This window comes from Anaerotruncus massiliensis (ex Togo et al. 2026), from assembly GCF_900199635.1.
Taxonomy (GTDB): domain Bacteria; phylum Bacillota; class Clostridia; order Oscillospirales; family Ruminococcaceae; genus Anaerotruncus; species Anaerotruncus massiliensis.
The window spans coordinates 1,487,465-1,511,865 of record NZ_LT962687.1 but is presented as its reverse complement, the minus strand read 5'-3'; the positions used below and the strand labels follow the sequence as shown (position 1 = coordinate 1,511,865).

General features: G+C 62.9%; 25 protein-coding genes and 1 riboswitch. Of the genes, 19 read left to right on the top strand and 6 right to left on the bottom strand.

The genetic code is table 11. The features are described 5' to 3' along the window. Positions 1-16: 16 nt before the first annotated feature. The 11 genes from C1A13_RS07570 to hisE all read left to right on the top strand — a co-directional run bounded on the left by C1A13_RS07570 (position 17) and on the right by hisE (position 12,057). A complete protein-coding gene (locus C1A13_RS07570; protein WP_101550693.1) occupies positions 17-4,360 on the top strand; it encodes a PolC-type DNA polymerase III in 4,344 nt (1,447 codons plus the stop codon). A gap of 163 nt (positions 4,361-4,523) precedes the next feature. Then, entirely contained in the window at positions 4,524-5,735 is a 1,212-nt protein-coding gene (gene hisZ, locus C1A13_RS07565; RefSeq protein WP_101550691.1) for an ATP phosphoribosyltransferase regulatory subunit, read from the top strand. After that, positions 5,732-6,379: an ATP phosphoribosyltransferase gene (hisG, locus tag C1A13_RS07560; RefSeq protein ID WP_101550689.1), complete on the top strand. Its 648-nt coding sequence runs from the start codon at positions 5,732-5,734 to the stop codon at positions 6,377-6,379. Before hisZ ends, hisG begins: the two co-directional genes overlap by 4 nt. Beyond that, positions 6,376-7,671, top strand: a complete 1,296-nt coding sequence (gene hisD, locus C1A13_RS07555; protein WP_101550686.1) for a histidinol dehydrogenase — start codon at positions 6,376-6,378, stop codon at positions 7,669-7,671. Before hisG ends, hisD begins: the two co-directional genes overlap by 4 nt. Then, entirely contained in the window at positions 7,661-8,728 is a 1,068-nt protein-coding gene (locus C1A13_RS07550) for a pyridoxal phosphate-dependent aminotransferase (RefSeq protein ID WP_101550684.1), read from the top strand. The genes hisD and C1A13_RS07550 overlap by 11 nt, the downstream gene beginning before the upstream one ends. A 12-nt stretch (positions 8,729-8,740) precedes the next feature. After that, a complete protein-coding gene (gene hisB / locus C1A13_RS07545; protein WP_101550682.1) occupies positions 8,741-9,319 on the top strand; it encodes an imidazoleglycerol-phosphate dehydratase HisB in 579 nt (192 codons plus the stop codon). A 1-nt stretch (position 9,320) separates the two neighbouring features. Next, positions 9,321-9,923: an imidazole glycerol phosphate synthase subunit HisH gene (hisH, locus tag C1A13_RS07540; protein WP_101550681.1), complete on the top strand. Its 603-nt coding sequence runs from the start codon at positions 9,321-9,323 to the stop codon at positions 9,921-9,923. Then, a complete protein-coding gene (gene hisA / locus C1A13_RS07535; protein ID WP_101550678.1) occupies positions 9,920-10,645 on the top strand; it encodes a 1-(5-phosphoribosyl)-5-[(5-phosphoribosylamino)methylideneamino]imidazole-4-carboxamide isomerase in 726 nt (241 codons plus the stop codon). Before hisH ends, hisA begins: the two co-directional genes overlap by 4 nt. After that, positions 10,639-11,409 (top strand): imidazole glycerol phosphate synthase subunit HisF, encoded by a 771-nt coding sequence (hisF, locus tag C1A13_RS07530; protein ID WP_101550676.1) that lies wholly within the window; start codon positions 10,639-10,641, stop codon positions 11,407-11,409. Before hisA ends, hisF begins: the two co-directional genes overlap by 7 nt. Then, on the top strand, positions 11,402-11,731 hold the full coding sequence (gene hisI, locus C1A13_RS07525) for a phosphoribosyl-AMP cyclohydrolase (RefSeq protein WP_101550674.1): 330 nt from the start codon (positions 11,402-11,404) through the stop codon (positions 11,729-11,731). The genes hisF and hisI overlap by 8 nt, the downstream gene beginning before the upstream one ends. After that, entirely contained in the window at positions 11,731-12,057 is a 327-nt protein-coding gene (gene hisE / locus C1A13_RS07520; protein ID WP_101553214.1) for a phosphoribosyl-ATP diphosphatase, read from the top strand. Before hisI ends, hisE begins: the two co-directional genes overlap by 1 nt. 59 nt (positions 12,058-12,116) lie before the next feature. On the opposite strand, the gene C1A13_RS07515 is transcribed toward hisE, so the two are convergent. From C1A13_RS07515 to asd, 4 genes are read right to left on the bottom strand one after another with little or no spacing between them, the layout of a single operon-like run. After that, positions 12,117-12,587, bottom strand: a complete 471-nt coding sequence (locus C1A13_RS07515; RefSeq protein WP_101550672.1) for an ACT domain-containing protein — start codon at positions 12,585-12,587, stop codon at positions 12,117-12,119. A gap of 19 nt (positions 12,588-12,606) precedes the next feature. Then, positions 12,607-13,356: a 4-hydroxy-tetrahydrodipicolinate reductase gene (dapB, locus tag C1A13_RS07510; protein WP_101550670.1), complete on the bottom strand. Its 750-nt coding sequence runs from the start codon at positions 13,354-13,356 to the stop codon at positions 12,607-12,609. A gap of 24 nt (positions 13,357-13,380) precedes the next feature. After that, positions 13,381-14,268, bottom strand: a complete 888-nt coding sequence (gene dapA / locus C1A13_RS07505) for a 4-hydroxy-tetrahydrodipicolinate synthase (RefSeq protein ID WP_101550668.1) — start codon at positions 14,266-14,268, stop codon at positions 13,381-13,383. A 25-nt stretch (positions 14,269-14,293) separates the two neighbouring features. Then, positions 14,294-15,373, bottom strand: coding sequence for an aspartate-semialdehyde dehydrogenase (gene asd / locus C1A13_RS07500; protein ID WP_101550666.1), 1,080 nt, complete (start codon positions 15,371-15,373; stop codon positions 14,294-14,296). Positions 15,374-15,503: 130 nt separating this feature from the next. Next, positions 15,504-15,678, bottom strand: a riboswitch (Lysine riboswitch). Between the two features lie 131 nt (positions 15,679-15,809). Between asd and queA the strand changes: the two genes are divergently transcribed. The 8 genes from queA to C1A13_RS07460 all read left to right on the top strand — a co-directional run bounded on the left by queA (position 15,810) and on the right by C1A13_RS07460 (position 22,469). After that, the gene (queA, locus tag C1A13_RS07495) at positions 15,810-16,841 is read left to right on the top strand and encodes a tRNA preQ1(34) S-adenosylmethionine ribosyltransferase-isomerase QueA (protein ID WP_101550664.1); all 1,032 of its coding nucleotides are present in this window, start codon (positions 15,810-15,812) and stop codon (positions 16,839-16,841) included. Positions 16,842-17,147: 306 nt separating this feature from the next. Then, positions 17,148-18,278: a tRNA guanosine(34) transglycosylase Tgt gene (gene tgt / locus C1A13_RS07490; protein WP_101550662.1), complete on the top strand. Its 1,131-nt coding sequence runs from the start codon at positions 17,148-17,150 to the stop codon at positions 18,276-18,278. Between the two features lie 101 nt (positions 18,279-18,379). After that, complete coding sequence (yajC, locus tag C1A13_RS07485) at positions 18,380-18,703, top strand: preprotein translocase subunit YajC (protein ID WP_101550660.1); 324 nt, start codon at positions 18,380-18,382, stop codon at positions 18,701-18,703. Positions 18,704-18,765: 62 nt separating this feature from the next. Further along, positions 18,766-19,164 (top strand): TIGR04086 family membrane protein, encoded by a 399-nt coding sequence (locus C1A13_RS07480; protein WP_172439209.1) that lies wholly within the window; start codon positions 18,766-18,768, stop codon positions 19,162-19,164. 102 nt (positions 19,165-19,266) lie between these two features. Next, the gene (scfA, locus tag C1A13_RS07475) at positions 19,267-19,413 is read left to right on the top strand and encodes a six-cysteine ranthipeptide SCIFF (protein WP_101550656.1); all 147 of its coding nucleotides are present in this window, start codon (positions 19,267-19,269) and stop codon (positions 19,411-19,413) included. Between the two features lie 93 nt (positions 19,414-19,506). Then, entirely contained in the window at positions 19,507-20,871 is a 1,365-nt protein-coding gene (gene scfB / locus C1A13_RS07470; protein WP_101550654.1) for a thioether cross-link-forming SCIFF peptide maturase, read from the top strand. A gap of 16 nt (positions 20,872-20,887) precedes the next feature. Next, positions 20,888-21,691, top strand: coding sequence for a pyrroline-5-carboxylate reductase (proC, locus tag C1A13_RS07465; protein WP_242970829.1), 804 nt, complete (start codon positions 20,888-20,890; stop codon positions 21,689-21,691). 181 nt (positions 21,692-21,872) lie between these two features. Next, entirely contained in the window at positions 21,873-22,469 is a 597-nt protein-coding gene (locus C1A13_RS07460; protein WP_146021701.1) for a stage II sporulation protein M, read from the top strand. Here C1A13_RS07460 and C1A13_RS07455 read toward each other — a convergent pair. Both C1A13_RS07455 and C1A13_RS07450 read right to left on the bottom strand, forming a co-directional pair. Then, positions 22,455-23,480, bottom strand: a complete 1,026-nt coding sequence (locus tag C1A13_RS07455; RefSeq protein WP_101550648.1) for a tyrosine recombinase XerC — start codon at positions 23,478-23,480, stop codon at positions 22,455-22,457. The genes C1A13_RS07460 and C1A13_RS07455 overlap by 15 nt on opposite strands. 158 nt (positions 23,481-23,638) lie before the next feature. Next, positions 23,639-24,400 carry a DUF6873 family GME fold protein gene (locus tag C1A13_RS07450; protein ID WP_146021700.1) on the bottom strand — a complete coding sequence of 254 codons (762 nt, stop codon included), beginning with the start codon at positions 24,398-24,400 and terminating at the stop codon, positions 23,639-23,641. Position 24,401 lies beyond the last annotated feature (1 nt).

Sequence of the window (24,401 nt, the reverse complement as noted above, 5' to 3'; positions counted from 1 at the left end):
TGAGGAGTTGTCTGTTTTGGCGTCATTCATCGAGATATTCGGCGATTACATAGAGCTCGTCCCCGGCTGCGCCGCCGCGCGCGGCGAAATCTGCGGGCTGCGGCTCGACCAGGCGCGGCGCGCGCTGACCGTCACGCTCGTGCTGGACGAGCTGGTGCCGCGCGGCGCCTTATCCGAGCTCGGCCGCAAGCTGGAGGGCGCGCTCACCCTCGACACGGCGGCCGTCTGCCCGCGCTATCCGGGCGGGCTCTTTTCGAGCGACTACCTGCCCGAGATCATCGCCCGCCTCGGCGGCGAGGGGGTGCCGGTCAACGGCTTTTTCACCGGCAGCCGCGCCGACCTCTCGGGCGACACGCTGCGCGTCTACCTCAGCCACGGCGGCGGCCCCTTCCTCGAGGAGATCCACTGCGGCCAGAAGATCTCCGCCGTCATCCGCGAGGAGTTTGGACGGGAGGTGCAGGTCCTCTTCGACGGGGTGCTCGAGGTCGCGCCCGACAGCGACATCTACCATGAGACGATGGACAAGGCGCGTCCGGCGCCGATCAAATATACGCCGCCCTCGCCCCAGCGGGCGGAAAAGAAGCTCGAAAACGGCGCCGTCGTTCCCGCGGCGGCGCGGCTCAGCTTCGACGCGCACGACCTGCCCTTCGAGCCCGGCTCGATGGTCGCGCTCTACGGCAACCCGCCCAAGGGCCGTCCGGCCGAGATGGCGGGGGTGAACATCGAAAGCGGCAACGTCACCGTCTGGGGGGACGTCTTCAAGATCGACCGGCGTACCAGCCGGGACGAAAAGACGCTCATCCTTTCGATCTACTTCACCGATTACACCGGCTCCTACTGCGCCAAGGTCATCGGGCGGATGGACAAGAAGATCAAGGCGCTCGACGAGCTCAAGGTGGGGGACACCGTCGTGATGTACGGGCTGATCGAGTACGACCGCTTCGACCATGAGAACGTCCTGCGCCCCGACAGCATCGCCACCGTAAAGAAGGTCCCCCGCCGCGACACCGCGGAGGAGAAGCGGGTGGAGCTGCATATGCACTCCAACATGTCCGCGATGGACGGCCTGACCCCGGCGGACAAGCTCGTCCGCCGCGCCTACGAGTTCGGCCACAAGGCGGTCGCGATCACTGACCACGGGGTCGTGCAGGCGTTCCCCGACGCGGTGAACGCCCAGAACGCGATCCGCAAAAAGGGCGGGGACATCAAGATCATCTACGGCGTGGAGGCCTATTTCGTCGACGACGTCGTGCAGGCGGTGAACGGACATGCCGCCGGAGACTTCGACCGGGAAATCATTGTCTTCGACCTTGAGACGACCGGCCTTTCCGCCGCGACCGAACGGATCACCGAGATCGGCGCGGTCAAGCTGTCGGGCGGGGAGGTGGTCGACCGCTTCAACACCTTCGTGAACCCCGAGCGGGCGATCCCGCCCAAGATCACCGAGCTCACCGGCATCACCGACGACGACGTGCGCGGCGCGCCCTCCGAGGCGGAGGCGCTCGCCTCCTTCTACGAGTTCTGCGGCGGGGACGGGGCGGTGCTCGTCGCGCATAACGCCCCCTTCGACACGAGCTTCCTGAAGCAGGCGGCGCGCCGGTGCCACATGCCCTACCACTTTACCGCGATCGACACGGTCATCCTTTCGCGCTCCCTGTTCCCCGAGCTCAAAAAGCACAAGCTCGACCTCGTCGCCAAGCACCTCGGACTGGGCGACTTCAACCACCACCGCGCCTGCGACGACGCGGAGATGCTCGCACGGATCTTCCTGAGGATGATCGACATCCTCAAATCCGAGAAGGGCTGCAAAAGCATCGACCGGATCAACACCTCGCTCGCGGCGGTCGACGTGAAAAAATCCCCTACATACCACCAGATCATTCTGGTCAAAAATCTCACGGGGCTCAAAAACCTCTACCGCCTCGTCTCCCTCTCCCACCTCGACTGCTACTCGCGCCATCCGCGCATCCCCAAATCCAAGCTGATGGAGCACCGCGAGGGGCTTCTGATCGGCAGCGCCTGCGAGGCCGGGCAGCTCTACCGCGCGATCATCGAGGGCAAGAGCTGGGGGGACCTCTGCGACATCGCCAGGTTCTACGACTATCTGGAGATCCAGCCGCTCGGCAACAACGAATTCATGGTGCGCAACAACACCGTGCCGGATGAAAACGGCATCAAGGAGTTCAACGAGACGGTCGTGAAGCTTGGTGAAAAGCTGAACATCCCCGTCGTGGCGACCTGCGACGTGCACTTCATGGACGCGGGCGACGCGAAGTTCCGCGCCATCCTGATGGCGGGCATGGGCTTTTCCGACGCCGACCAGCAGGCGCCCCTCTACTTCCGCACGACCGATGAAATGCTCAGGGAGTTCGAATACCTCGGCCCCCAGAAGGCGCACGAGGTCGTCATCGATAACCCCAACCGCATCGCGGACATGATCGAAAGCGACGTCAAGCCGATCCCTAACGGCACCTTCACCCCGACGATCCCCGGCTCGGAGGAGGACCTCCAGCGGATCACCCGCGAGCGGACGATGAAGATGTACGGCTACGAGGGACAGGTCCCCGAGCTGGTGTCCAAGCGGCTCGAGCGGGAGCTCGGCTCGATCATCAAGCACGGCTTCGCGGTGCTCTATATGATCGCGCAGAAGCTCGTCGCCAAGAGCGAGGAGGGCGGCTATAAGGTCGGCTCCCGTGGGTCGGTCGGCTCCTCCTTTGTGGCGACGATGGCGGGCATCTCGGAGGTCAACCCCCTGCCGCCCCACTACTACTGCCCCAATTGCCGCCACAGCGAGTTCTTCACCAAGGGCGAGGTGGGCTCCGGCTTCGACCTGCCCGAAAAGAACTGCCCCAAATGCGGCACGAAATATAAGCAGGACGGCCACGACATCCCGTTTGAGACCTTCCTCGGGTTCGACGGGGACAAGGCGCCTGACATCGACCTCAACTTCTCGGGCGAGTACCAGAGCAAGATCCACAAGTACACCGAGGAGCTTTTCGGTCCGACCCACGTCTTCAAGGCGGGCACCATCTCGACCGTCGCGGAAAAGACCGCCTACGGCTTTGTGAAAAAGTACGCGCAGGAGCGCGGGCTCGTGATGACCCGCGCGGAGGAGGAGCGGCTCGCGCTCGGCTGCACCGGCGTCAAGCGGACGACCGGCCAGCACCCGGGCGGCATGGTCGTCGTGCCCTCCAACCACGAGGTGTTCGACTTTACGGCGGTGCAGCGCCCCGCCGACGACGCCAACTCGGACATCACGACCACTCACTTCGACTTCCATTCGCTGCACGATACGATCCTCAAGCTCGACGAGCTCGGGCACGACGTTCCGACGATGTACAAGTACCTCGAGGATATGACCGGCATCGACGTGAACGACGTGCCGATGAACGACCCGGAAGTCATGAGCCTTTTTTTGAAGCCGGACGCGCTCGGCGTCACGGCGGAGGAGATCGACTGCAACACCGGCACCCTCGGCATCCCCGAATTCGGCACCAATTTTGTGCGCGGGATGCTCATCGAGGCGCAGCCGAAGAACTTCTCCGACCTTCTCCAGATCTCCGGCCTCTCCCACGGCACCGACGTGTGGCTCGGCAACGCGCAGGAGCTCATCCGCAACAGGACCTGCACGATTTCCGAGGTCATCGGAACACGTGACAGCATCATGACCTATCTGCTCCTCAAGGGGCTGGAGCCCAAGATGGCGTTCAAGATCATGGAGATCACCCGTAAGGGCAACGCGCCCAGGCTGCTGACCGAGGAGCACATGATGGCGATGAAGGAGCACGGGGTGCCCCAGTGGTACATCGACAGCTGCCTCAAGATCAAATACATGTTCCCCAAGGCGCACGCCGCGGCCTACGACATCGCCTCCATCCGGCTCTGCTGGTTCAAGGTGCACCATCCGCTGGCCTTTTACGCGGTCATCTTCACCGTGCGCGGCGACGACTTCGACGCCGAGGCGGCGGTGCAGGGCAAATCCGCGACCAAGCGCAAAATCCAGAACCTGCTCGCGATGGGCAACGACCGTTCCGCCAAGGACGAGGGCACGCTGACCATGCTGCAGATCATCCACGAGTGCCAGGCGCGCGGCTTTGAATTTTTGCCGGTCGACCTCTACAAGAGCCACTACAAGCTCTACGAGGTGGAGGATGGCAGGATCCGCCTGCCCTTCATGGCGCTCAAGGGGGTCGGCGAGGCCGCCGCCAAGAGCCTGTGGGAGGAGGCCAAATCGGAATCCTTCATCTCGGCGGACGACATCTCCAACCGCGCCGGGGTCTCCAGCGCCGTCGTCGAGACACTGCGCGCCGCGGGCGCGCTCGGCGACCTGCCCGCGACCTCGCAGGTCACCTTCTTTTGAGTCGTGCCGGTGAAGGCTTTGTAGCGGGCGGGGCGCCCGGGGAGCCGATAAATGGACGTTTGGCGCAAAAACCGGGAGAATCTTTGTGCAAGGTGTTGACAAGGATATTTCACTATGCTAATATATTAGCAAGTTAAAGCAAGACGCAAAACGGGAGGTTCCCATGAAACATTACGATAAGGTCACCCCCGACGGCACCCGCGATCTGCTCTTCGACGAGTGCGTCTCGCGGGAAGAGGTGGTGAGCCGCCTCACGGCGATGTTCCGTTCGCGCGGCTACCGGCAGGTCATCACCCCCGCGATCGAGTTTTACGACGTGTTCGGCTCCTCCGCGGCGCATTTCCCGCAGGAGAACATGTATAAGCTCTCGGACACCCGCGGGCGGCTGATGGTCGTGCGGCCCGACTGCACGATCCCGATCGCGCGGCTGGTGGCGACCCGCCTCACCGGCATGCCGATGCCGCTGCGCCTCTACTACTGCGAAAACGTCTACCGCGTCGAGCATACGATGCGCGGCAAACCGAGCGAGATCTACCAGGCGGGCGTCGAACTGATCGGCTCCAACTCCCTGCGCAGCGACCTCGAGATCGTCGAACTCGCCGCGTCGGGGCTTTCGGACATCAACGGGGAGAGCTTCCGGATCGAACTCTGCCACATCGGCTATTTCAAGGCGCTGATCGATTCGCTCGACGCCGGCGCGGACACCAAGGAGGCCATCCGCCAGTGCATCGAGCAGAAGAACTACCCGGCGCTTTCCGACCTGCTCGCGCCCTTCGGCGACAGCCGCGCGGCGGCCGCGCTCGGCTACCTGCCCCGGCTGTTCGGCGGGGAGGAGGTCTTCGGGAAGGCGTATGAGCTCTTCTCCGAAAACGGCGCGCTCGAGTGCCTCGACTACCTGCACGGGCTCTACGAGGACCTCCGCCAGCTCGGGCTGGAGGACCGCGTAATCATCGACCTCGGGCTGGTCAACCAGGCGGAGTACTACACCGGGCTCATCTTCCGCGGCTATTTCGACGGCATCGGCGAGCCGGTGCTCTCGGGCGGCCGGTACGACAACCTCCTCGGCGAATTCGGCGCGCCGCTCTCGGCGACCGGCTTCGCGGTGAACATCGACCCGGCGGCTCAGGTCGTCGGGGAACCCGCTCCGCAGACGCCCGACATCCTCGTCTTTTCCGACGAGCGGCACCTGCCCGAGGCGGTCAACTACATCAAATCGCTGACGGAGAACGGACTTGTCGCGGAGAACTGCGTCTACGACGACTTCGACGCAGCCGCCGACTACGCGCGCAGGCGCGGCATCCGGCAGCTCCACGTCGTGGACGACGCGATCGAGGCGGTCGACGTCGAGACGCTGAGAGGGGAGGGCGCGCGATGATAAAACCCATTCGCATCGCCCTGACCAAGGGGCGGCTCGAAAAGGACACGGTCGAGATGTTCGAGCGTCTCGGCTACGACTGCACCGCCGTCCGGGAGAAGGGCCGCAGGCTCATCCTGCCGGTCGCGGGGACGAATCTCGAGATCGTGCTCGCCAAGGCGGCGGACGTCGCCACCTACGTCGACAACGGCGTCTGCGACATCGGCGTGGTCGGCAAGGACACGATCATGGAGATGGGCGGCACCTTCTACGAGGTGGCGGACCTCGGCTTCGGCAAATGCCGGTTCGCGCTCGCCCTGCCGCAGGGGGTCGACTTCTACGAAGGGTACCACACCCGGCGTATCGCCTCCAAATATGTGAACGTGGCGCGCGGCTTCTTTGAACGCAAGAACATGGACGTCAGCATCGTGAAGATCGAGGGCTCGGTCGAGCTCGCGCCCATTCTGGGGCTGTCCGACGCGATCGTCGACATCGTCGAGACGGGCACCACCCTGCGGGAAAACGGGCTGGTGGTCGCCGAATACATCTGTGACGTCAGCGCGCGGCTGATCGTCAACATCGCGAGCCTCAAGCTGCGCAAGGCGGAGATCGAGCCGCTGATCGCGCGCATCGAGGACTATCTGGCCGGGGAGGAAACGGAATGATACCGATTGTCAGGGCGGACGGCGCCGCCGAATGGGAGCTGCTCGCGTCGCTGCGGCGGCGCAGCGGGGAAGTGGACCGGAAGGTGACGGCGGCCGTCACCGAGATCGTCGACGCCGTGCGGGAGCGCGGAGACGAGGCGGTGCGGGAATACACGATCCAATTTGACGGGCGGTGTCCCGAAGCCTTCGAGGTGAGCCGCGACGAGATCAACGACGCGCTCACCCTCGCGGAGCCCGAGTTTGTCAACGCGATGCTCGCCGCGATGGAAAACATCGCGGCCTTCCACAACCGCCAGAAGCAGCAGAGCTTCATCGACACGCAGGAAAACGGCGTCATCATGGGGCAGCGGGTGCGCGGGCTCTCCCGCGTCGGGCTCTACGTGCCGGGCGGTACGGCGGCCTATCCCTCGTCGGTGCTCATGAACTGCATCCCCGCGCGCATCGCGGGGGTGGGGGAGATCGTCATGGTCACCCCGCCGCGAAAGGACGGCACCGCGAACCCCGACATCCTCGCCGCCGCCGCGGTGGCGGGGGTGGACCGGGTCTTCCTGATGGGCGGCGCCCAGGCGGTCGCCGCGCTCGCCTACGGCACCGCGTCGGTGCCGCGCGTCGACAAGATCGTCGGCCCGGGCAACATCTATGTGGCCACCGCCAAGCGGCTGCTCTACGGTACGGTGGACATCGACATGATCGCCGGGCCGAGCGAGATTCTCATCGCGGCGGACGACACCGCGAATCCCGTCTATCTCGCGGCGGACATGATGAGCCAGGCGGAGCATGACGTGCTCGCCTCGTCGGTCCTGCTCACGACGAGCGAGCGGGTGGCGGAGGAGACGGCCGCCGAGCTTTCCCGGCAGGTGGAGAGCCTTTCCCGCGCCGGGATCATCCGCCAATCGCTCGCGGATTACGGCATGATCATCGTCTGCCGCAGCGAGGTGGAGATGATCGCGCTCGCCAACGAGCTCGCGCCCGAGCACATGGAGATCATGACGGCCAACCCGCTCGAATACATCGGGAAGATCGACAACGTCGGCTCCCTCTTTCTGGGGCAGCATTCGCCCGAACCGCTGGGGGATTACTTCGCCGGCCCCAACCACGTCCTGCCGACCTCCGGCACCGCGCGGTTCTTTTCGCCGCTCGGGGTGGACAGCTTCCTCAAGCGGTCGAGCTTCCTCTACTACACCCGAGAGGCGCTCGCAGAGGCACAGGTGCCCATCGTACGCCTCGCCGACAAGGAGGGGCTCACCGCCCACGCCAATTCTGTCAAAGTGAGGTTTCCCGATGTCTGGTAACCGCTATGAGCTTCCCCAAAAGCTCCAAAACCTGACTCCCTACGATCCGCTGACCGGGCACTACCGCATCCGGCTCGATGCGAACGAGAGCTTCCTCTCGCCGCCGCCCGAGCTGATGGAGGAGCTCATGGCCGCGGTCATGGCGGTCGACTTCAACCGCTATCCCGACCCCTACGCGGTGGAGCTCTGCGAAAAATGCGCCGCCTTCTTCGGCGTTGATCCGTCGATGGTCGTCGCGGGCAACGGCTCGGACGAGCTGATCGGGCTGATCGTCAGCTGGTTCACCGAGCCGGGCGACACAATGGCGGTTGTGCGCCCCGATTTTTCGATGTATTCCTTCTATGCGCAGCCCTGCGGGCTGCGCCTGCTGGCGGTCGACAAGGACCCGGACACCCTCGCGCTCGACGCGGACGCGCTCATCGCCCGCGCGAGGGAGGCGGACGCGCGGCTGCTCATCTTCTCCAATCCCTGCAACCCGACCTCGCTCGCGGCGACGCGGGCGGACGTCCTCAAAATCGTCGACGGGCTGACCGGTTGCCTCGTCGTCGTGGACGAGGCGTATATGGATTTTGCGGAGGGCTCGATTTTGCGATTGGCGGGGGAGCGCGACAACCTGATCGTGCTCAAGACCTGCTCCAAGGCGTTCGGCATGGCGGCTATCCGGCTCGGCTTCGCCGTCGCGAACCCGGTCCTGATCGGCGCCGTCAAGGCTGCGAAATCCCCCTATAACGTCAACTCGATGACCCAGGCGGCCGGGTGTGTGCTCTTTAGCCATCCCGATTACCTCGCGGGCTGTGCGGATGAGATCAAGGCGTCGCGGGACGCGCTCTGCCGGGAGCTTTCGGCGCTCGCCGGGGAAAAGGCCGAGATCCTCGACATGCGGCCCACCTGCGCGAACTTCGTGTTCCTGCGCCTGACCGACGCCAAGGGCGTCTATGAGGCGCTTTTGGCGCGCGGCATCGCCGTGCGGCTGATGGGCGACCGCCTGCGCGTCTCCGCGGGCGCGCCGATCGAAAACCGCGCGCTGCTTTCCACTCTCAGGGAAATTTTACGATAGGGGGCCAAACCGATGCGTGAATCCACCATTCGGCGCACGACCAGGGAGACCGATATCGAGCTGACGCTCAGCCTTGACGGCAAGGGGCGTTTTACCGGCACGAGCGGGATCGGCTTCTTCGACCACATGCTCGCCGCCTTCGCGGTGCACGGGGGCTTCGACCTTGCGCTCAACATGACCGGCGACCTTGAGGTCGACTGCCACCACTCGGTGGAGGATGTGGGCATCGTGCTCGGACAGGCGCTCCTGAAGGCGCTCGGCGGACGGGACGGGATCGCCCGTTACGGCAGCTTCCTGGTCCCCATGGACGAGGCGCTCGCCTTCTGCGCGCTCGACATCAGCGGCAGGCCCTTCCTCGTCTTCGACTGCGCCTACCGGAACCCGTCGGTCGGCGCGTTCGACTGCTGCATGACGGGGGAATTCTTCCGCGCCTTCGCGCAGAACGCCGGGATCACCCTGCACCTGCGCGTGCCCTACGGCGAAAACGACCACCACAAGATCGAGGCCCTCTTCAAGGCGGCCGCGCACGCGCTTCGCATCGCGGTTTCCCCCGCGGGCGAAGGGGCGCTCTCCTCCAAAGGGGTGCTCTGATATGATCGCGATCATCGACTACGGCGCGGGCAACCTCTTCAGCGTCCAGAATGCGCTGACCTATCTCAACGAAACCTTCTGCATCACGCGCGACCCGGCGATGCTCGAGGGGTGCGACGGGATGATCCTGCCCGGCGTGGGCGCGTTCCCCGACGCGATGAAGCGCCTGCGTGCCTCCGGGCTCGTCCCGGTGATCCGGGACGAGGCGCAAAAAAAGCCGCTGCTCGGCATCTGCCTTGGGATGCAGATGCTCTTCGAGCGCAGCTTTGAATTCGGGGAGACCGAGGGGCTGGGGCTCATCCCCGGAAGCGTGCGGCTTCTTGACGCCGGCGGGCTGAAGATCCCGCACATGGGCTGGAACGATTTGACGGTGCTCCATCCCTGCGAGCTGACCGGCGGGACAAAGACGGGCGACTACGTCTATTTCGTCCACTCCTTCTGCGCGGATACGCCGGAGGAAAACATCTCCTGCCACACGGTCTATGGCGAGCGCGTCCCCGCACTCGTCTGCCGCGGCAGCGTCTACGGCGCGCAGTTCCACCCGGAAAAGAGCGGGGAAGTGGGGTTAAACATGCTCAAAAACTTTGCGAGGTTGTGCCAATGATCATTTTACCTGCGATCGACATCAAGGACGGCTGCTGCGTGCGCCTGCGGAAGGGGGACTTCTCGACGGCCCACAAGGTCGCCGAAGACGCGGGAGAGACCGCCGCGTCCTTTCTCGCGGCGGGCGCCAGGTGGATCCACATGGTCGACCTCGACGGAGCGAAGGAGGGCGAAGTGAAAAACGCGCCGCTCTTTCTGGAGATCGCCAGGACCTCCGGGCTCAAGGTGGAGCTGGGAGGCGGCATCCGCGACCGGAAAACGATCGAATACTACCTGGAAAACGGAATTTCCCGGGTAATCCTGGGCTCCATCGCGGTCAAGAACCCCGCCCTCGTGCGGGAGGCGGCCGCCGCCTACGGCGACCGGATCGCCGTGGGCATCGACGCGAAGGAGGGAATGGTGGCCACCGAGGGCTGGCTCGACACGAGTAGCGTCGGCTATCTTGATCTCGCCAAAGAGATGGAGCAGGCGGGTGTCAAGACGATTATCTTTACAGATATTTCCCGGGACGGGATGCTCGGCGGGCTCAACCTGGAGCAGCTTGCCGCGCTCGAAAAGGCCGTCTCCTGCAACATCATCGCGAGCGGCGGCGTGCGGGACCTGCGCGACATCGAGGCGTGCGGACGCCTCGGTCTCCACGGGGTCATCTGCGGCAAGGCGCTCTACACGGGAAGCCTCTCCCTGCGGGAGGCTATCGAAACGGCGGGTGATCAACAGTGTTAGCCAAACGCATCATCCCATGCCTCGACGTGCGCGACGGCGTGGTGGTCAAAGGGGTCAACTTCGTCGGCATCAAGGAGGTCGGCGACCCGGTCGACTGCGCGATCGAGTACGACCGGCAGGGCGCGGACGAGATCACCTTCCTCGACATCACCGCGACCCACGAGGGCCGCAGCACGATGATCGAAGTCGTGCGGGAGACGGCGCGCAACGTCTTCGTGCCGCTCACCGTCGGCGGGGGCATCCGGTCGGTGGAAGACTTTCGCGCGCTGCTGCGCGCGGGCGCGGACAAAATTTCGGTCAACTCCGCGGCGGTGCGGGACCCGAAGCTCATCAGCGAGGCCGCCGAACAGTTCGGTAGCCAGTGCGTCGTCGTGGCGATCGACGCGCGCAGGCGGCTGGAGGGGGGCTTCACCGTCGTCGTGAACGGCGGGCGGATCGACATGGGGCTCGACACCGTCGAGTGGGCAAGAACCTGCGAGCGGCTCGGCGCGGGGGAGATCCTGCTCACCTCGATGGACACCGACGGCTGCAAAAACGGCTTTGATCTCGAACTCACCCGCGCGGTGTCCGACGCGGTGCGGATTCCGGTCATTGCGTCGGGCGGCTGCGGGAAGCTCGAGCACTTCTCCGAGGTCTTCGAGCGGACGGGCGCGGACGCCGCGCTCGCCGCGTCCCTCTTTCATTTCCGCGAATTGACGGTCGGGGAGGTCAAGGACCACCTCGCGGCGAAAAATATCCCGGTCAGGAGGCAGCGCGATGCGTGATCTGGACGTCTATTTTCAAAAATCCGAGCTCATCCCCGCAATTGTGCAGGAGGCGGGCACCGGCGAGGTGCTGATGCTCGCCTACATGAACCGCGAGAGCCTGCAAAGGACCCTCGAGACGGGGTATACCTGGTTCTGGAGCCGATCGCGGCGGGAGCTTTGGAATAAAGGCGCGACATCGGGGCATCTTCAAAAGGTGGTGGACCTGCGCGCCGACTGCGACGACGACACGCTGCTCGTCACGGTGGAGCAGACAGGCAACGCCTGCCATACCGGCGCGCACAGCTGTTTCTTTAAAGAGATCTGGGAGGGAAAAGCATGATGAACGACGTATTGAACGGCCTATACGAGGTGGTGCTCGACCGGCGCGACCATCCGCAGGAGGGCTCCTACACCTGCTACCTGTTTGAAAAGGGCCTCGATAAGATTCTCAAAAAATGCGGCGAGGAGTGCAGCGAGGTCATCATTGCCGCCAAAAACGGCAAAAACGAGGAGACCGAGGAGGAGATCTGCGACCTCATCTACCACCTGCTCGTGATGATGGCCCAGCAGGATATCCCGCTCGCCCGCATTGAGGAGATTCTGGAGGCGCGCCGGCAGAAGATCGGCAACCTCAAACAGTTCCACGAGAGCGACCACAACACCTGAAGGTAAAAAGGCCCCGCAGCGGCAACGCCGCTGCGGGGCCTTCCGGTTTCAACCGGGGGTCAGTCTGCCTTGACGCCGAACGCCTCTTCAAGCGCGCGGACCGCCTCGTCGCAGCTCGACTGCGGCACCAGCAGGGAAATCTCCACCTCGCCGGTGCTGATGAGGGTGAGCTCCGCGTCGGTCCCGGCGACGGCGGCGATCGCGGCGGAGGCCACGCCGTACCGCTCGCGCATCTCCTCTCCGTAGAGCTCGATCTTGCAGTTTCCATTGCTCACCATCGGCTTGAGCTCGTGCGCCGCCTGGAATCTGGTGGCGAGCCCGAGCACCTCGATCAGCTGGCTGGAATGCAGCGTGAAGGAGATGTCGATCCGGTGCCCCTGGGGCGCCGTCTGGCTGATCATGTCGAGGTTCACCTTTGCGTCCGCCAGCTGGGTAAAGATCGACGCGAGCACCCCCAAGTCGTTGGGGACCCTGCGGAAGGTGACGAGCGCCACATCCTCGGTCACGGTAATTTTCGATACGCCGTTCATATCCAATCCTCCATCCTTTTTACACCAGATCGCCCATGCTGTAAAGGCCGTTTTCCTTCCCGCAGAGGAAGAGCGCCGCGTTGATGCTCCCCGTGGCGAAAACCTCCTTGCTCATCGCCGAATGGGAGAGGGTCAGCACCTCGTCCCGCCCGGCGAAGATCACCTCGTGTTCGCCGACGATCGTGCCGCCGCGCACCGCGTGCAGGCCGATCTCGTTTTTGCCACGCTTGCGGCGCACCGCATGGCGGTCGTAGACGTACTGCGGCTCCTCCGGGAGCACGCCGGAGATCGCGTCCGCGAGCATGAGCGCGGTGCCGCTGGGCGCGTCGATCTTCTGGTTGTGGTGCTTCTCGATGATCTCGATATCGAACTGCCCGCCCAGCACGGCCGCCGCCTTTTTGGCGAGCTCGACGAGCAGGTTCACCCCCAGCGACATGTTCGCGGTAAAGAAGAGAGGGACCCGCGCCGATGTCTCGCGGATGAGCGCGACCTGGTCGGAGGAGAGCCCCGTCGTCGCGATAACGGCGGGCGTGCGGGTGGCCGCGGCATAGTCGAGCAGGGGAGCGAGGGCGCTGGGGTGGGAGAAGTCGATGATGACGTCTGCCTCCACCTGGCACCCGGCGGGAGAGGTAAAGACGGGGAACGCGTCCAGCACCTCTCCGCTCACGTCGATGCCTGCGACGACGGTGCAGTCGTCACGCCCCTTGACGCAGGAGGCGATCATCCGCCCCATCTTTCCGTTACAGCCCGATAGTACGATCCTTTTCATTTGAACCTCCAGATGCGCGGGACCTCAGATCAGTCCCGCGGCCTTCATTTCCCGTTTGAGCAGCTCACGGTTCTCCTCACCGAGCCCGGTGAGGGGCAGGCGGCAGGGGCCGGCCTGCCAACCCATCATCGCCACGGCCTCCTTGACCGGGATGGGGTTGACGTCGCAGAAGAGCGCGTTGATGAGAGGCAGGAGCTTCACCTGCAAATCGGCGCTCTCCCTGACCTTGCCGTCGAAATAGAGCTGGCAGATGTCGTGGGTCTGGCGCGGCGCGACGTTGGAGAGCACCGAGATGACCCCCTTGCCGCCGAGCGAGAGGATCGGCACAATCTGGTCGTCGTTGCCCGAATAGATGTCGAGCCCGTCGCCGCAGAGGCTGCGGATCATCGCGATCTGCGAGATGTTGCCGCTGGCCTCCTTGGCCGCGACGATATTCGGATGCTTCGAAAGTTCCAGGTAGGTCTTCGGCTGGATGTTCATGCCCGTGCGGCTGGGGACGTTGTAGAGGATGACGGGCAGGTCCACGGTGTCCGCGACCGCGAGGAAGTGGCGGACCAGCCCCGCCTGCGAGGTCTTGTTGTAGTAGGGGGTCACGAGCAGCAGCCCGTCGGCGCCCGCCTGTTTGGCCTCCTTGGAGAGCCAGAGGGAGTAGTCGGTGTGGTTGCTGCCGGTGCCCGCCACGACGGGGACGCGTCCCGCCGTGCGTTCGACGGCGTAGCGGATGGCCTTGACGTGTTCCTCGTCGGTGAGGGTGGAGGCCTCGCCGGTCGTGCCGACGATGACGATCGCATCGGTGCCGTTGTCGATCTGGTAGTCGATCAGTTCGCCGAGCAGCTCCCAGTTGATCGAAAGGTCGTCGTGCATCGGCGTGACGATTGCAACGCCAGCGCCGGTGAAAATGGTCTTCTTCATTGGTCCATCAGCCCTTCCGTTAAATTCAGTCAAAATAGCCCTTTGCCGCGAGCAGCTCGGCCAGCAGGACGCCGCCGCCCGCCGCCCCGCGCAGGGTGTTGTGGGAGAGGCACACAAATTTGTAGTCGTACTGGGTGTCCTCGCGCAGCCTGCCGATCGACACCGCCATGCCGTTTTCGAGGTTGCGGTCGAGCCTCGTCTGCGGGCGGTCCGGCTCCTCGAAGTAGCGCAGGAACTGTTTGGGGGCACTGGGCAGGTCGAGCTTCTGCGGCTCGCCCGCGAAGGAGGCCCACTTTTCCTTAATCTCATCGATCGAGGGCTTTTTGTCAAAGCTCACGAAAACCGCCGCCATGTGTCCGTCCGAACAGGCGACCCGCAGGCACTGGGCGGTGATCGACGGACTCGCGACCGGCACGATCACGCCGTCCTTGACGGGGCCCCAGATTTTGAGCGGCTCCCGCTCGCTCTTTTCCTCCTCGCCGCCGATGTAGGGGATGACGTTGTCGACCATCTCCGGCCAGCGCTCGAACGTCTTGCCCGCGCCGGAGATCGCCTGGTAGGTGCAGACGAGGGTTTTCGTCACGCCGTAGTCCGCCATGAGCGGGTGCAGCGCGGGGACGTAGCTCTGCAGCGAGCAGTTGGACTTTACGGCGATGAAGCCGCGTTTGGTGCCGAGGCGCGCGCGCTGGTAGGGGATGACCTCCGCGTGCCCGGGGTTCACCTCGGGGATGATCATCGGCACGTCGGGGGTCATGCGGTGGGCGGAGTTGTTGGAGATGACGGGGCATTCCGCTTTGGCGTACGCCTCCTCGAGCGCTTTGATCTCGTCTTTTTTCATATCGACCGCGCAGAAGATGAAATCCACCTTCGAGGCGACCGCCTTTACGTCCGACGCGTCGAGCACGACCATCTTTTTGACGGCCTCGGGCATGGGAGTGGACATCGCCCAGCGGGAGCCGACGGCCTCCTCATAGGTTTTGCCCGCCGAGCGGGGAGAAGCCGCGAGCACCGCAACCCGAAACCACGGATGGTTTTCCAGCAGGGAGACGAACCGCTGGCCGACCATGCCGGTCGCCCCGACGACCCCGACCTGATACTGCTTCATAGGGAACAACTTCCTTTCCATAGCCGGCTGATCCGGCAATAAAAAAACCGGTTGAAAACCGGCATGAATTGCACTATAATAGAGAAGTTATCGGCGCGTGCGAACGCGCGGAATCCGCCGCGTCCAACCGCCCCGCCATAGCTCTCCATCACAGTTCAATGATGACAGTCGCATGCCTTTCGGCGATGCGCCCAGGGAACGGCCGCCAGGCGTCCCCTTCGGCGTCTGTCCCTTTCACACGGCTTTTCAACGACTCTGGCAGTCTCTTTCCGGCTACTGATGAAAGACGCGCCTCTACCGGCTCGGTTTATTACTAGTTATATTATCATCGAAGCCCTCTTATGTCAACAAATTTTGATGATTTACCGCAATAAAACCAATGCTTATCCGGCGATGTCGGAAAAATGCGTTGAATCTGTCAGGAAGGATCCGCCCCATGCTCAAGACATCCGATTTTTACTTCGACCTGCCGCAGGAGCAGATCGCGCAGACCCCCATCGAGCCGCGCGACCACTCGCGCATGCTCTATCTCTTCCGCGAGACGGGGGAGCTCGAACACCGGCATTTCTACGACCTGCCCGACTACCTGGAAGCGGGGGACACGCTCGTCGTCAACACCTCCCGGGTCATCCCCGCGCGCCTCTTCGGCGTGAAGGAGGGCACTGGCGGGCATATGCAGTTCCTCCTGCTCGACCAGAAGGAGAAGGACGTCTGGGAGGTCATGGTGAAGCCGGGGAAAAAGGCCAAGACTGGCGCACGGTTCGTCTTCGGCGACGGGCTGCTCGTCGGGGAAATTCTCGCCACCGTCGAGGGGGGGAACCGCCTCGTGCGGATGCACTACGAGGGGGCCAACATCTATCCCATCCTCGAAAAGATCGGCAATATGCCCCTGCCGCCCTATATCACCGCCGAGCTTGAGGACAACGAGCGCTACCAGACCGTCTATTCCAAGCAGCTCGGGTCCGCCGCCGCGCCCACCGCGGGGCTGCACTTCACCACCGAGCTGATGGACAAGCTGCGCCAAAAGGGCGTCAACATCGCGGAGGTGATCCTCCACGTCGGCATCGGCACCTTCCGGCCCGTCAAGGTGGAGGACGTGACCAAGCATCACATGCATTCGGAGCACTACCACCTGCCCAAGGAGACCGCCGACCTCATCAACGAGACCCACGCGCGCGGCAAACGGGTGATCGGGGTGGGCACCACGAGCTGCCGCACGGTGGAGTCGGTCGCGACCAAGCTCGGCGAGGTCCGCGAGGACGACGACGACACGAGCATCTTCATCTATCCGGGCTATCAATTCAAGGTGCTCGACGGGCTCATCACCAATTTCCACCTGCCCGAAAGCACCCTCATCATGCTGGTGAGCGCTTTCGCGGGCTATGAGCACACGATGCGCGCCTATGAGACTGCCGTGAAGGAGAACTACCGGTTTTTCTCCTTCGGCGATTCCATGCTGATCCTCTAAGGAAAAACTTTTGTAAAAGTTTTCCTTAGAACCTTTTCAAAACTTCCGGTTCAGGCCGTCCGCCGCGAATGGACGCACGCGCCGTCCGTGAGGTGGAGGATTTTTCTGGCGCGGAAAGCGCCCGCGATTACGGGCGGCGGACGGCCTGGCAAAAGCTTTCTGGGCCCTAGGGACTTTTCCAGGGCCCTCATGCAAAATTTCCGGCGCGGAAAGCGCCTGTGGTTTCGGGCGGCGGACGGCCCGATCAAAGTTTTCGGGGTCCAGGGGGGCTTTTTCAAAAGCCCTCCCTGGAAAGGAGGAGCGATTTTGTATACCTTATTAAAGCAGGACGGACACGCCCGCCGGGGAACCTTTGAGACGGTGCACGGCGTCGTGCAGACCCCCGCCTTCATGAACGTCGGCACCTCGGCCGCGATCAAGGGCGGGATCTCGTCGACCGACCTCGTGGAGCTCAAATGCCAGGTGGAGCTCTGCAACACCTACCACCTGCATGTGCGCCCGGGCGACGACGTCATCCGCGCGATGGGCGGGCTGCACAAGTTCATGAACTGGCACCGTCCGATTTTGACCGACAGCGGCGGGTTCCAGGTTTTTTCCCTCGCCAAGCTGCGCAAGATCAAGGAGGAGGGCGTCACCTTCGCCTGCCACCTTGACGGCAAACGGATCTTCATGGGCCCGGAGGAGAGCATGCGCATTCAGTCGAACTTCGGCTCGACGATCGCGATGGCCTTCGACGAGTGCATCGAAAACCCCGCGCCCTACGACTATACCGAGCGTTCGATCGCCCGCACCACCCGCTGGCTCGTCCGCTGCAAGGAGGAGATGGCGCGCCTGAACGCCCAGCCCGACACCCTCAACCCGCGCCAGATGCTCTTCGGCATCAACCAGGGCAGCACCTACGCTGACCTGCGCGTGCGGCACATGCAGGAGATCGCCGCGCTCGGGCTGGACGGCTACGCGATCGGCGGGCTGGCGGTGGGGGAGACCGCGCAGGAGATGTACGACACGATCGAGGCGGTCGAGCCGCATATGCCCGCGGACAGGCCCCGATATCTGATGGGGGTGGGCACGCCCGTCAACATCATCGAGGGGGTCTACCGGGGCATCGACCTCTTCGACTGCGTGATGCCCAGCCGCAACGCGCGGCACGGGACGCTTTTCACCTGGGACGGCATCCGCATCCTGCACAATGAAAAATACAAGACCGACGAGAGCCCTCTCGACGAGCACTGCGGGTGCCCGACCTGCCGGAATTTTTCCCGCGGCTACCTGCGGCACCTTTTCCGCGTGAACGAGATGCTCGGGATGCGGCTGGGCGTCCAGCACAACCTCTACTTCTACAACACGCTGATGGAAAAGATCCGCGAGGCGATCGAGCAGGGGACCTACGACGCCTTTCGCCGGCACTGGGTGCCCATTCTGGGACGGCGCATCTGAAGGGATTTATCTGTATCTTTATACAAATTTTCCTTGCAAGACAGGCCCGGACACGCTATAATAGTACAAGTATCCTGAAAGAGAATTTTGGAGGTATTACCATGAACGAACAGACGATGGCCACCCTTGGCAGCTTTTTGCCGCTGATTTTAATTTTTGTAATCTTCTACTTTATGCTCATCCGTCCGCAGAAAAAGCGCGACAAGGAGACCCAGCAGATGCGCGCCAACCTCGAGGTGGGCGATGAGATCGTTACGATCGGCGGCGTGATCGGCACCGTCGTCGTCATCAAAGACGATTACCTCCTGATCGAGACCGGCTCCGACCGCAGCAAAATCCGCATCGCGCGCTGGGCCATCCAGGCGAACAACACGCCGCACGAGTCCGCCGTCCCGGAGAAGAAGGACAAGAAGAAGGAGAAGTAAGCCGTGCCCGGCATATTGGGCGGCTTCCCTGAATATCCTGTAACAGTAAAGGGGGAGTTCAGGTGAGACAGCCCGACGTTCACGGCGCGAAGCGCTTCATCCGGCCGGTCACTTACGGCATTTTATTCGGTGCAGGCGCGTGCTTCCTGCTGCTTCTGATCATGTCCGCCGTGATGGGGCTGCGGGATATCCCGCAGACGGCCGTCTCGCTGATCGCCACGCTGATCTTTGTGCTCGGCGGGTTCGTCGCGGGGTATGTCTCCGCCGCGTTCGCGCGTGAAAAGGGCATGCTGCTCGGACTCTGCTGCGGCGCCTGCCTCTTCGTGATCCTGAGCCTTGCGAGCCTCGCCGTCGACGGCGGCGGGTTCGGCATGGTGGCGCTCACAAAGCTGGCCGCGGTTTTGCTCGCGGCGGCGCTCGGCGGCATCATCGGCGTCAACCGGCGTAAAAAATTCCGCTGAAAACGGGCCGGCCGGAACCGATTTCCGGGCCTGCCGGCTTGAATTACCAGCGGGGATATGCTATACTTGTTGGCAGAAATCAAAAGAAACGAGGGGATACCAATGAAACATATCAAGACGATCAACAGCGCGAACCTCAAGGAATCCGCCGTCAAGGGCGGCTGCGGCGAGTGCCAGGCCTCCTGCCAGTCGGCCTGCAAGACCTCCTGCACCGTCGCCAACCAGAAGTGCGAGAACAAGAATAAGTAAAAAAGGCATGGCAGTTTTTTAACTGCCATCCTTTCTTTATCGCGGTTTTGGGCAGTCGGACGACTGCCCTTATCTTTATGTGGGGAGATTGGAATGATACACCAGTACAGACTCAACGGCTACAATATCGTGCTCGACGTCAACTCCGGCGCGGTGCACCTCATGGACAACCTTTCCTTTGATCTGCTGGACATGCTTGGGGATCCGATCCCCGAAAGCTGTCCCGGGGAGGTCTTCGACCGCTTCACGCCCGCATACGCGCGGGAGGAGGTCGAGGACGCCTTCCGGGAGCTGCTCGCGCTCCAGAAAGCGGACCAGCTCTGCTCGAGCGACGATTATAACCAGTTCGCAAAGCTCATGACCCCGTCGCCGGTCAAGGCGATGTGCTTACATATCGCGCACGACTGCAACCTGCGGTGCAAATACTGCTTCGCGGACACGGGCGAATATATGGGCCACCGCGAGCTGATGTCCCTGGAAGTGGGGAAGGCGGCGATCGATTACCTCATCAAGTACTCCTGCGGTCGCCACAACCTCGAGGTGGACTTCTTCGGCGGCGAACCGCTCATGAATTTCGAGGTGGTCAAGGAGATCGTCCGGTACGCCCGCTCGCTCGAGCAGGAGCATGGCAAGCTCTTCCGGTTCACGATCACGACGAACGGCCTGCTGCTCGACGACGACAAGATCGATTTTATCAACCGGGAAATGTCCAACGTCGTGCTTTCCATCGACGGGCGCCGGGAGGTCAACGACCGGGTGCGGGTGCGCGTCGACGGGCGCGGCAGCTACGACAGCATCCTGCCCAAGTTCCAGAAGCTCGTCGAAAAGCGCAGAAACGGCCCCTACGACCAGTACTACGCACGCGGCACCTTCACCAAATACAACAAGGATTTCGCGGAGGACGTGCTGCACCTCTCCGACATGGGCTTTGACCAGGTGTCGGTCGAGCCGGTCGTCACCGATCCGGCGGAGCCCTACGCGCTGACCGGGGAGGACCTGCCCGAGGTGTTTGCCGAATATGAGCGGCTCGCGAAGATTATGATCGAGCGGCACGGCACGCCGAAGGATTTCAATTTCTTCCACTTCATGCTCGACCTCGACCAGGGGCCCTGCGCAATCAAGCGGCTGCGCGGCTGCGGCTGCGGCAACGAGTACGTCGCGATCACCCCGTCGGGCGACGTCTACCCCTGCCACCAGTTCGTCGGCCACGACGGCTGGAAGATGGGAAACGTCTTCGACCAGTCGCTCGACTTCGACCTCAAGTGCAAATTTGCCGCCGCGACCGTCTACGGCAAGCCCGAGTGCAAAAACTGCTGGGCCAAATTCTACTGCTCGGGCGGCTGCAACGCCAACAGCATGCAGTACAGCGGCGACATCCTGAAGCCCTACAAGCTCTCCTGCGAGCTGGAAAAAAAGCGGCTGGAGTGCGCAATTATGATCAAAGCGGCGACGCTTTAAGAGGGGAGGACCTCCTGTGGACTGCAAGATCGGATTTATCGGCGCAGGCAACATGGCCGGCGCCATCATCGACGGCATCACCGGCTCGGGGATGCTCGCACCGGCGCAGGTCGCCGTCTATGACATCCGCGAAAGCCAGCGGGAACACTACGCGGCGCGCGGGTTCAAGGTGTCTGCGAGCGCGGCGGCGCTTGTGGACGGCTGCGACTATGTCGTGCTGTCTGTAAAGCCGCAGAACTTTGCGGATGTGCTGGCCGAAATCAAAGGCCATCCGCGCCCCGAAACGGTGTTCGTCACGATCGCGGCGGGCATCAGCGCAGAATTCATCAAGGAGGCGCTCGGCTGCGACGCAAAGGTCGTGCGGGTCATGCCCAACACGCCGCTGCTCATCGGCTGCGGCTCCACGGCGATGAGCCGGGTCGCACCCGCCACCGAAGAGGAGTTCGCGTTCGTCAAGTCGGTCTTTGCGTCGGCGGGCGGCGTCGAGGAGGTTTCCCCGGACAAGATGAACGAGGTCATCCCGCTCAACGGCTCGAGCCCCGCATATATCTATCTCTTCGCGAAGGTATTCGTCGACCGGGCCGTCGAGCTCGGCTTCGACGCGGACGTGGCCAACCGGCTCTTCTGCAACACGCTGATCGGCTCGGCCAGGATGATGCTCGAGTCGGGGAAGAGCCATCAGGAGCTGATCGACATGGTCACATCACCCAAGGGGACGACCTTTGAGGGGCTCGCGGCGCTCGAACGCTGCGGCTTCGACAAGGCGCTGATCGCCTGCTTTGACGACACGGTGCGCCGCGCCTATGAACTCGGGAAATAACCGGGCGGGGGAGGCATAAAATTTAGCGAAATCGCATATCCTTTCCTGAGGCAAAAAGGAAAGGATGGTTGCAATGAGCTTTACCGCCGCGGATTGGGACAAGATTTTACAGCAGCAGAGGACCGCACGTGGACTTCCGCCCCTACAGCCGATGCGTCCGGCGTCGGAGGGGCGGGTTTCCATGCGGTCCTCTTTGTTTTCCTCGCGCAGTTTATCCACCTGGGCGCTGGGGCTCTGCTTCCTGGCGGGCCTGCTCATCGGCACGCTGCTCGTCAGCCGGTCGGGGCCGGACACCCGCGCGGCCCTTCAGGTGATCCTCGGGGGCTATGTGGAACGGCGGCAGACGCTGGCGTTCGCCTCGATCGCCGCGTCGACCTTCTGTTCGACCTTTGCGGCGCTGGCGGTGCTCTTCTTCTGCGGTTTCTGCACGATCGCCCAGATCATCATCTTTGCCGTGCCGCTTTTCAAAGGACTCGGGTATGGATTCTCGATCGGCATGCTCTACGCGCAGTACGGCACGTCCGCGATCCGCTACGTCGCGTTCCTGCTGCTTCCCACGATGTTCCTGAGCACCCTGCTGCTGATCCTGGCGAGCCGTTCGTCGCTGCGTCTGTCGGTTACGCTGCTGCGTTCGGCCCTCGTCGCGCCCGATGAAAACGGGTCGCGAAGAATCAAACGTTACTGCGTAAAGTATATGATCTTTATAGGAATATGTTTGTTGATCGCGCTGTTCGACGCGCTGCTCGTGACCCGTTTCGGCGGGCTATTCGTCCTCTGAGTCCGGGACCTTCGGCACCTTTGACTTTTTCTTTGGTGCGACCCCCGAAAGCGGCGATTGTTTCGCCGCTTTTTCCATCTGCCGGTCGGAGACGTGGGTATAGATCTCGGTCGTGGAGAGACTCACGTGCCCGAGAATTTCCTTGAGCACGCGGATATCCACGCCGCCGTGCTGGTACATGAGCGTCGCGGCGGTGTGGCGCAGCTTGTGCGGCGAATAGCCCTGGCCGGAAAGCCCCGCGTTGCGCAGGCATTCCTCAATGATCTGCTCGACCCGCCGCGGCGAGATCCGTGTTCCACGGGAGGAGAGGAACAGCGCGTCGCGGTCTTTGACGCCCTGCGCCGGCTTCCGTTTCACAAGATAGGCGTCCAGCGCCTTTTGACAGGCGTCGTTGAGGTAAATCACGCGTTCCTTGTTGCCTTTGCCGAGCAGCTTGATCGTGTCGTCGCGGATGTCATAGAGGTTGATGCCGACCAGCTCGGAAAGCCGCATGCCGCAGTTGAGAAAGAGGGTCACGATGCAGAAATCCCGTTCGTAGCTCGGCGACGCCGGGTCGACGTGGGTCAGCAGCTCGAGGCTCTCTTCCAGCGTCAGGTATCGCGGCATCGACTTGCGCACGGACGGCACCTCAAGGTTCTCCACCGGGTTCGTCTTGAGCACGCCCGATTTGACCGTCAGGTAGTTAAAGAGGGCCCGGATGGACGATACCTTGCGTGAGCGGGTCTTGGCGTTGTTGTCCCGGTCGGAGGCCGCGTAGTTGAGGAACTGGTAGACGTCCGAGAGGGTAATGGAGGCGACCGTCTCGAGCGGGATATCCCTGATCGAGAGTTGGTCGAAGAACTCCGGGTCGTCGGGGTTGCCGTTCACGAGCTTGACGCACTTGATGTAGCGCAGAAAGGTGCGCAGATCGATATAATAGGCGTCGACCGTGCGCTGGGAACGGCCTTTGATCGTCAGCATATAAAACAGGAATTCACTGAGATAGTTTGGGCAGTCGGCGTAGTTGGCCATTGTGAAACCCTCCAGTCTTTTAGGAGACTTTGCGAGCGCCGCGAAGGCGGAGCCCGCAGCGCGGGCGGAGCCTTTGGGTGCTCCGGACTGCGCTAAATTTTTATTTAGCGAAATAACCTCCATCAAAAGAATACCACATCCCCATCGGAAAGTCAAGGTCACCTCCGCGCATCTTCCTCCAACAGCGGCAAAATGGACCCCACATCGTAAAGCGGGCCGTCGGTCAGCTTCAGCGGCTCAACGCCACGGCTATGTAAAAATTCCTTGATCCGTTCTCCGTCCGGATGCGCGCCGAGCGAGCCGGTGAACGCCAGCAGCTTCCTCCCGAGCAGACCGGAACAGCCTCCAATAAAGCCGGTGTCATAACCCGGCAGCAGAATCCGCCCGGCTTGGATCTTCAGCACGTTCAGGCCGTGCCGCTTTGCCGCTTGCGCAATTGACGGGTCCTGGGTGATGATCGAGCGTTCGTCCACGGCGCAGACGGAGCATTTGGCATAGCCCTGGTTCACCGGGACCAACGTGATCCCCACTTCCCCGCAGTAATTTGTGATTATTTTATCAATCTTATCTTTGCCGCCGATGCAGACCTTCCCGACAACCGCGCAGTTGAGCGGTACGTCCCCCGGATAGTCTGGCGTGAGCGGCCCTGCGGCTTCAACGGAAAAGCCCCGTTTCCGCAGGGCCTCCAAAAGGCCTTCCCTGCCCCGCCCTGCCGCCACGGCAATACGAGCCCCGCCGAGGTGGCAGAGCTGTAAATCCGCGTGGCAGGCGACCGGCGCGGGAAGGCCGGGATATTCCGGTACCCTCAGGCAGGCGATTCCGCGCGCTTCGAGCGCGGCGATCAGCATTCCATACCGCTCCCCCACCGCGCAGAGACGCACCGGCCCCTCCGGAAGATTGCTATTCTGGACAAACCGCATG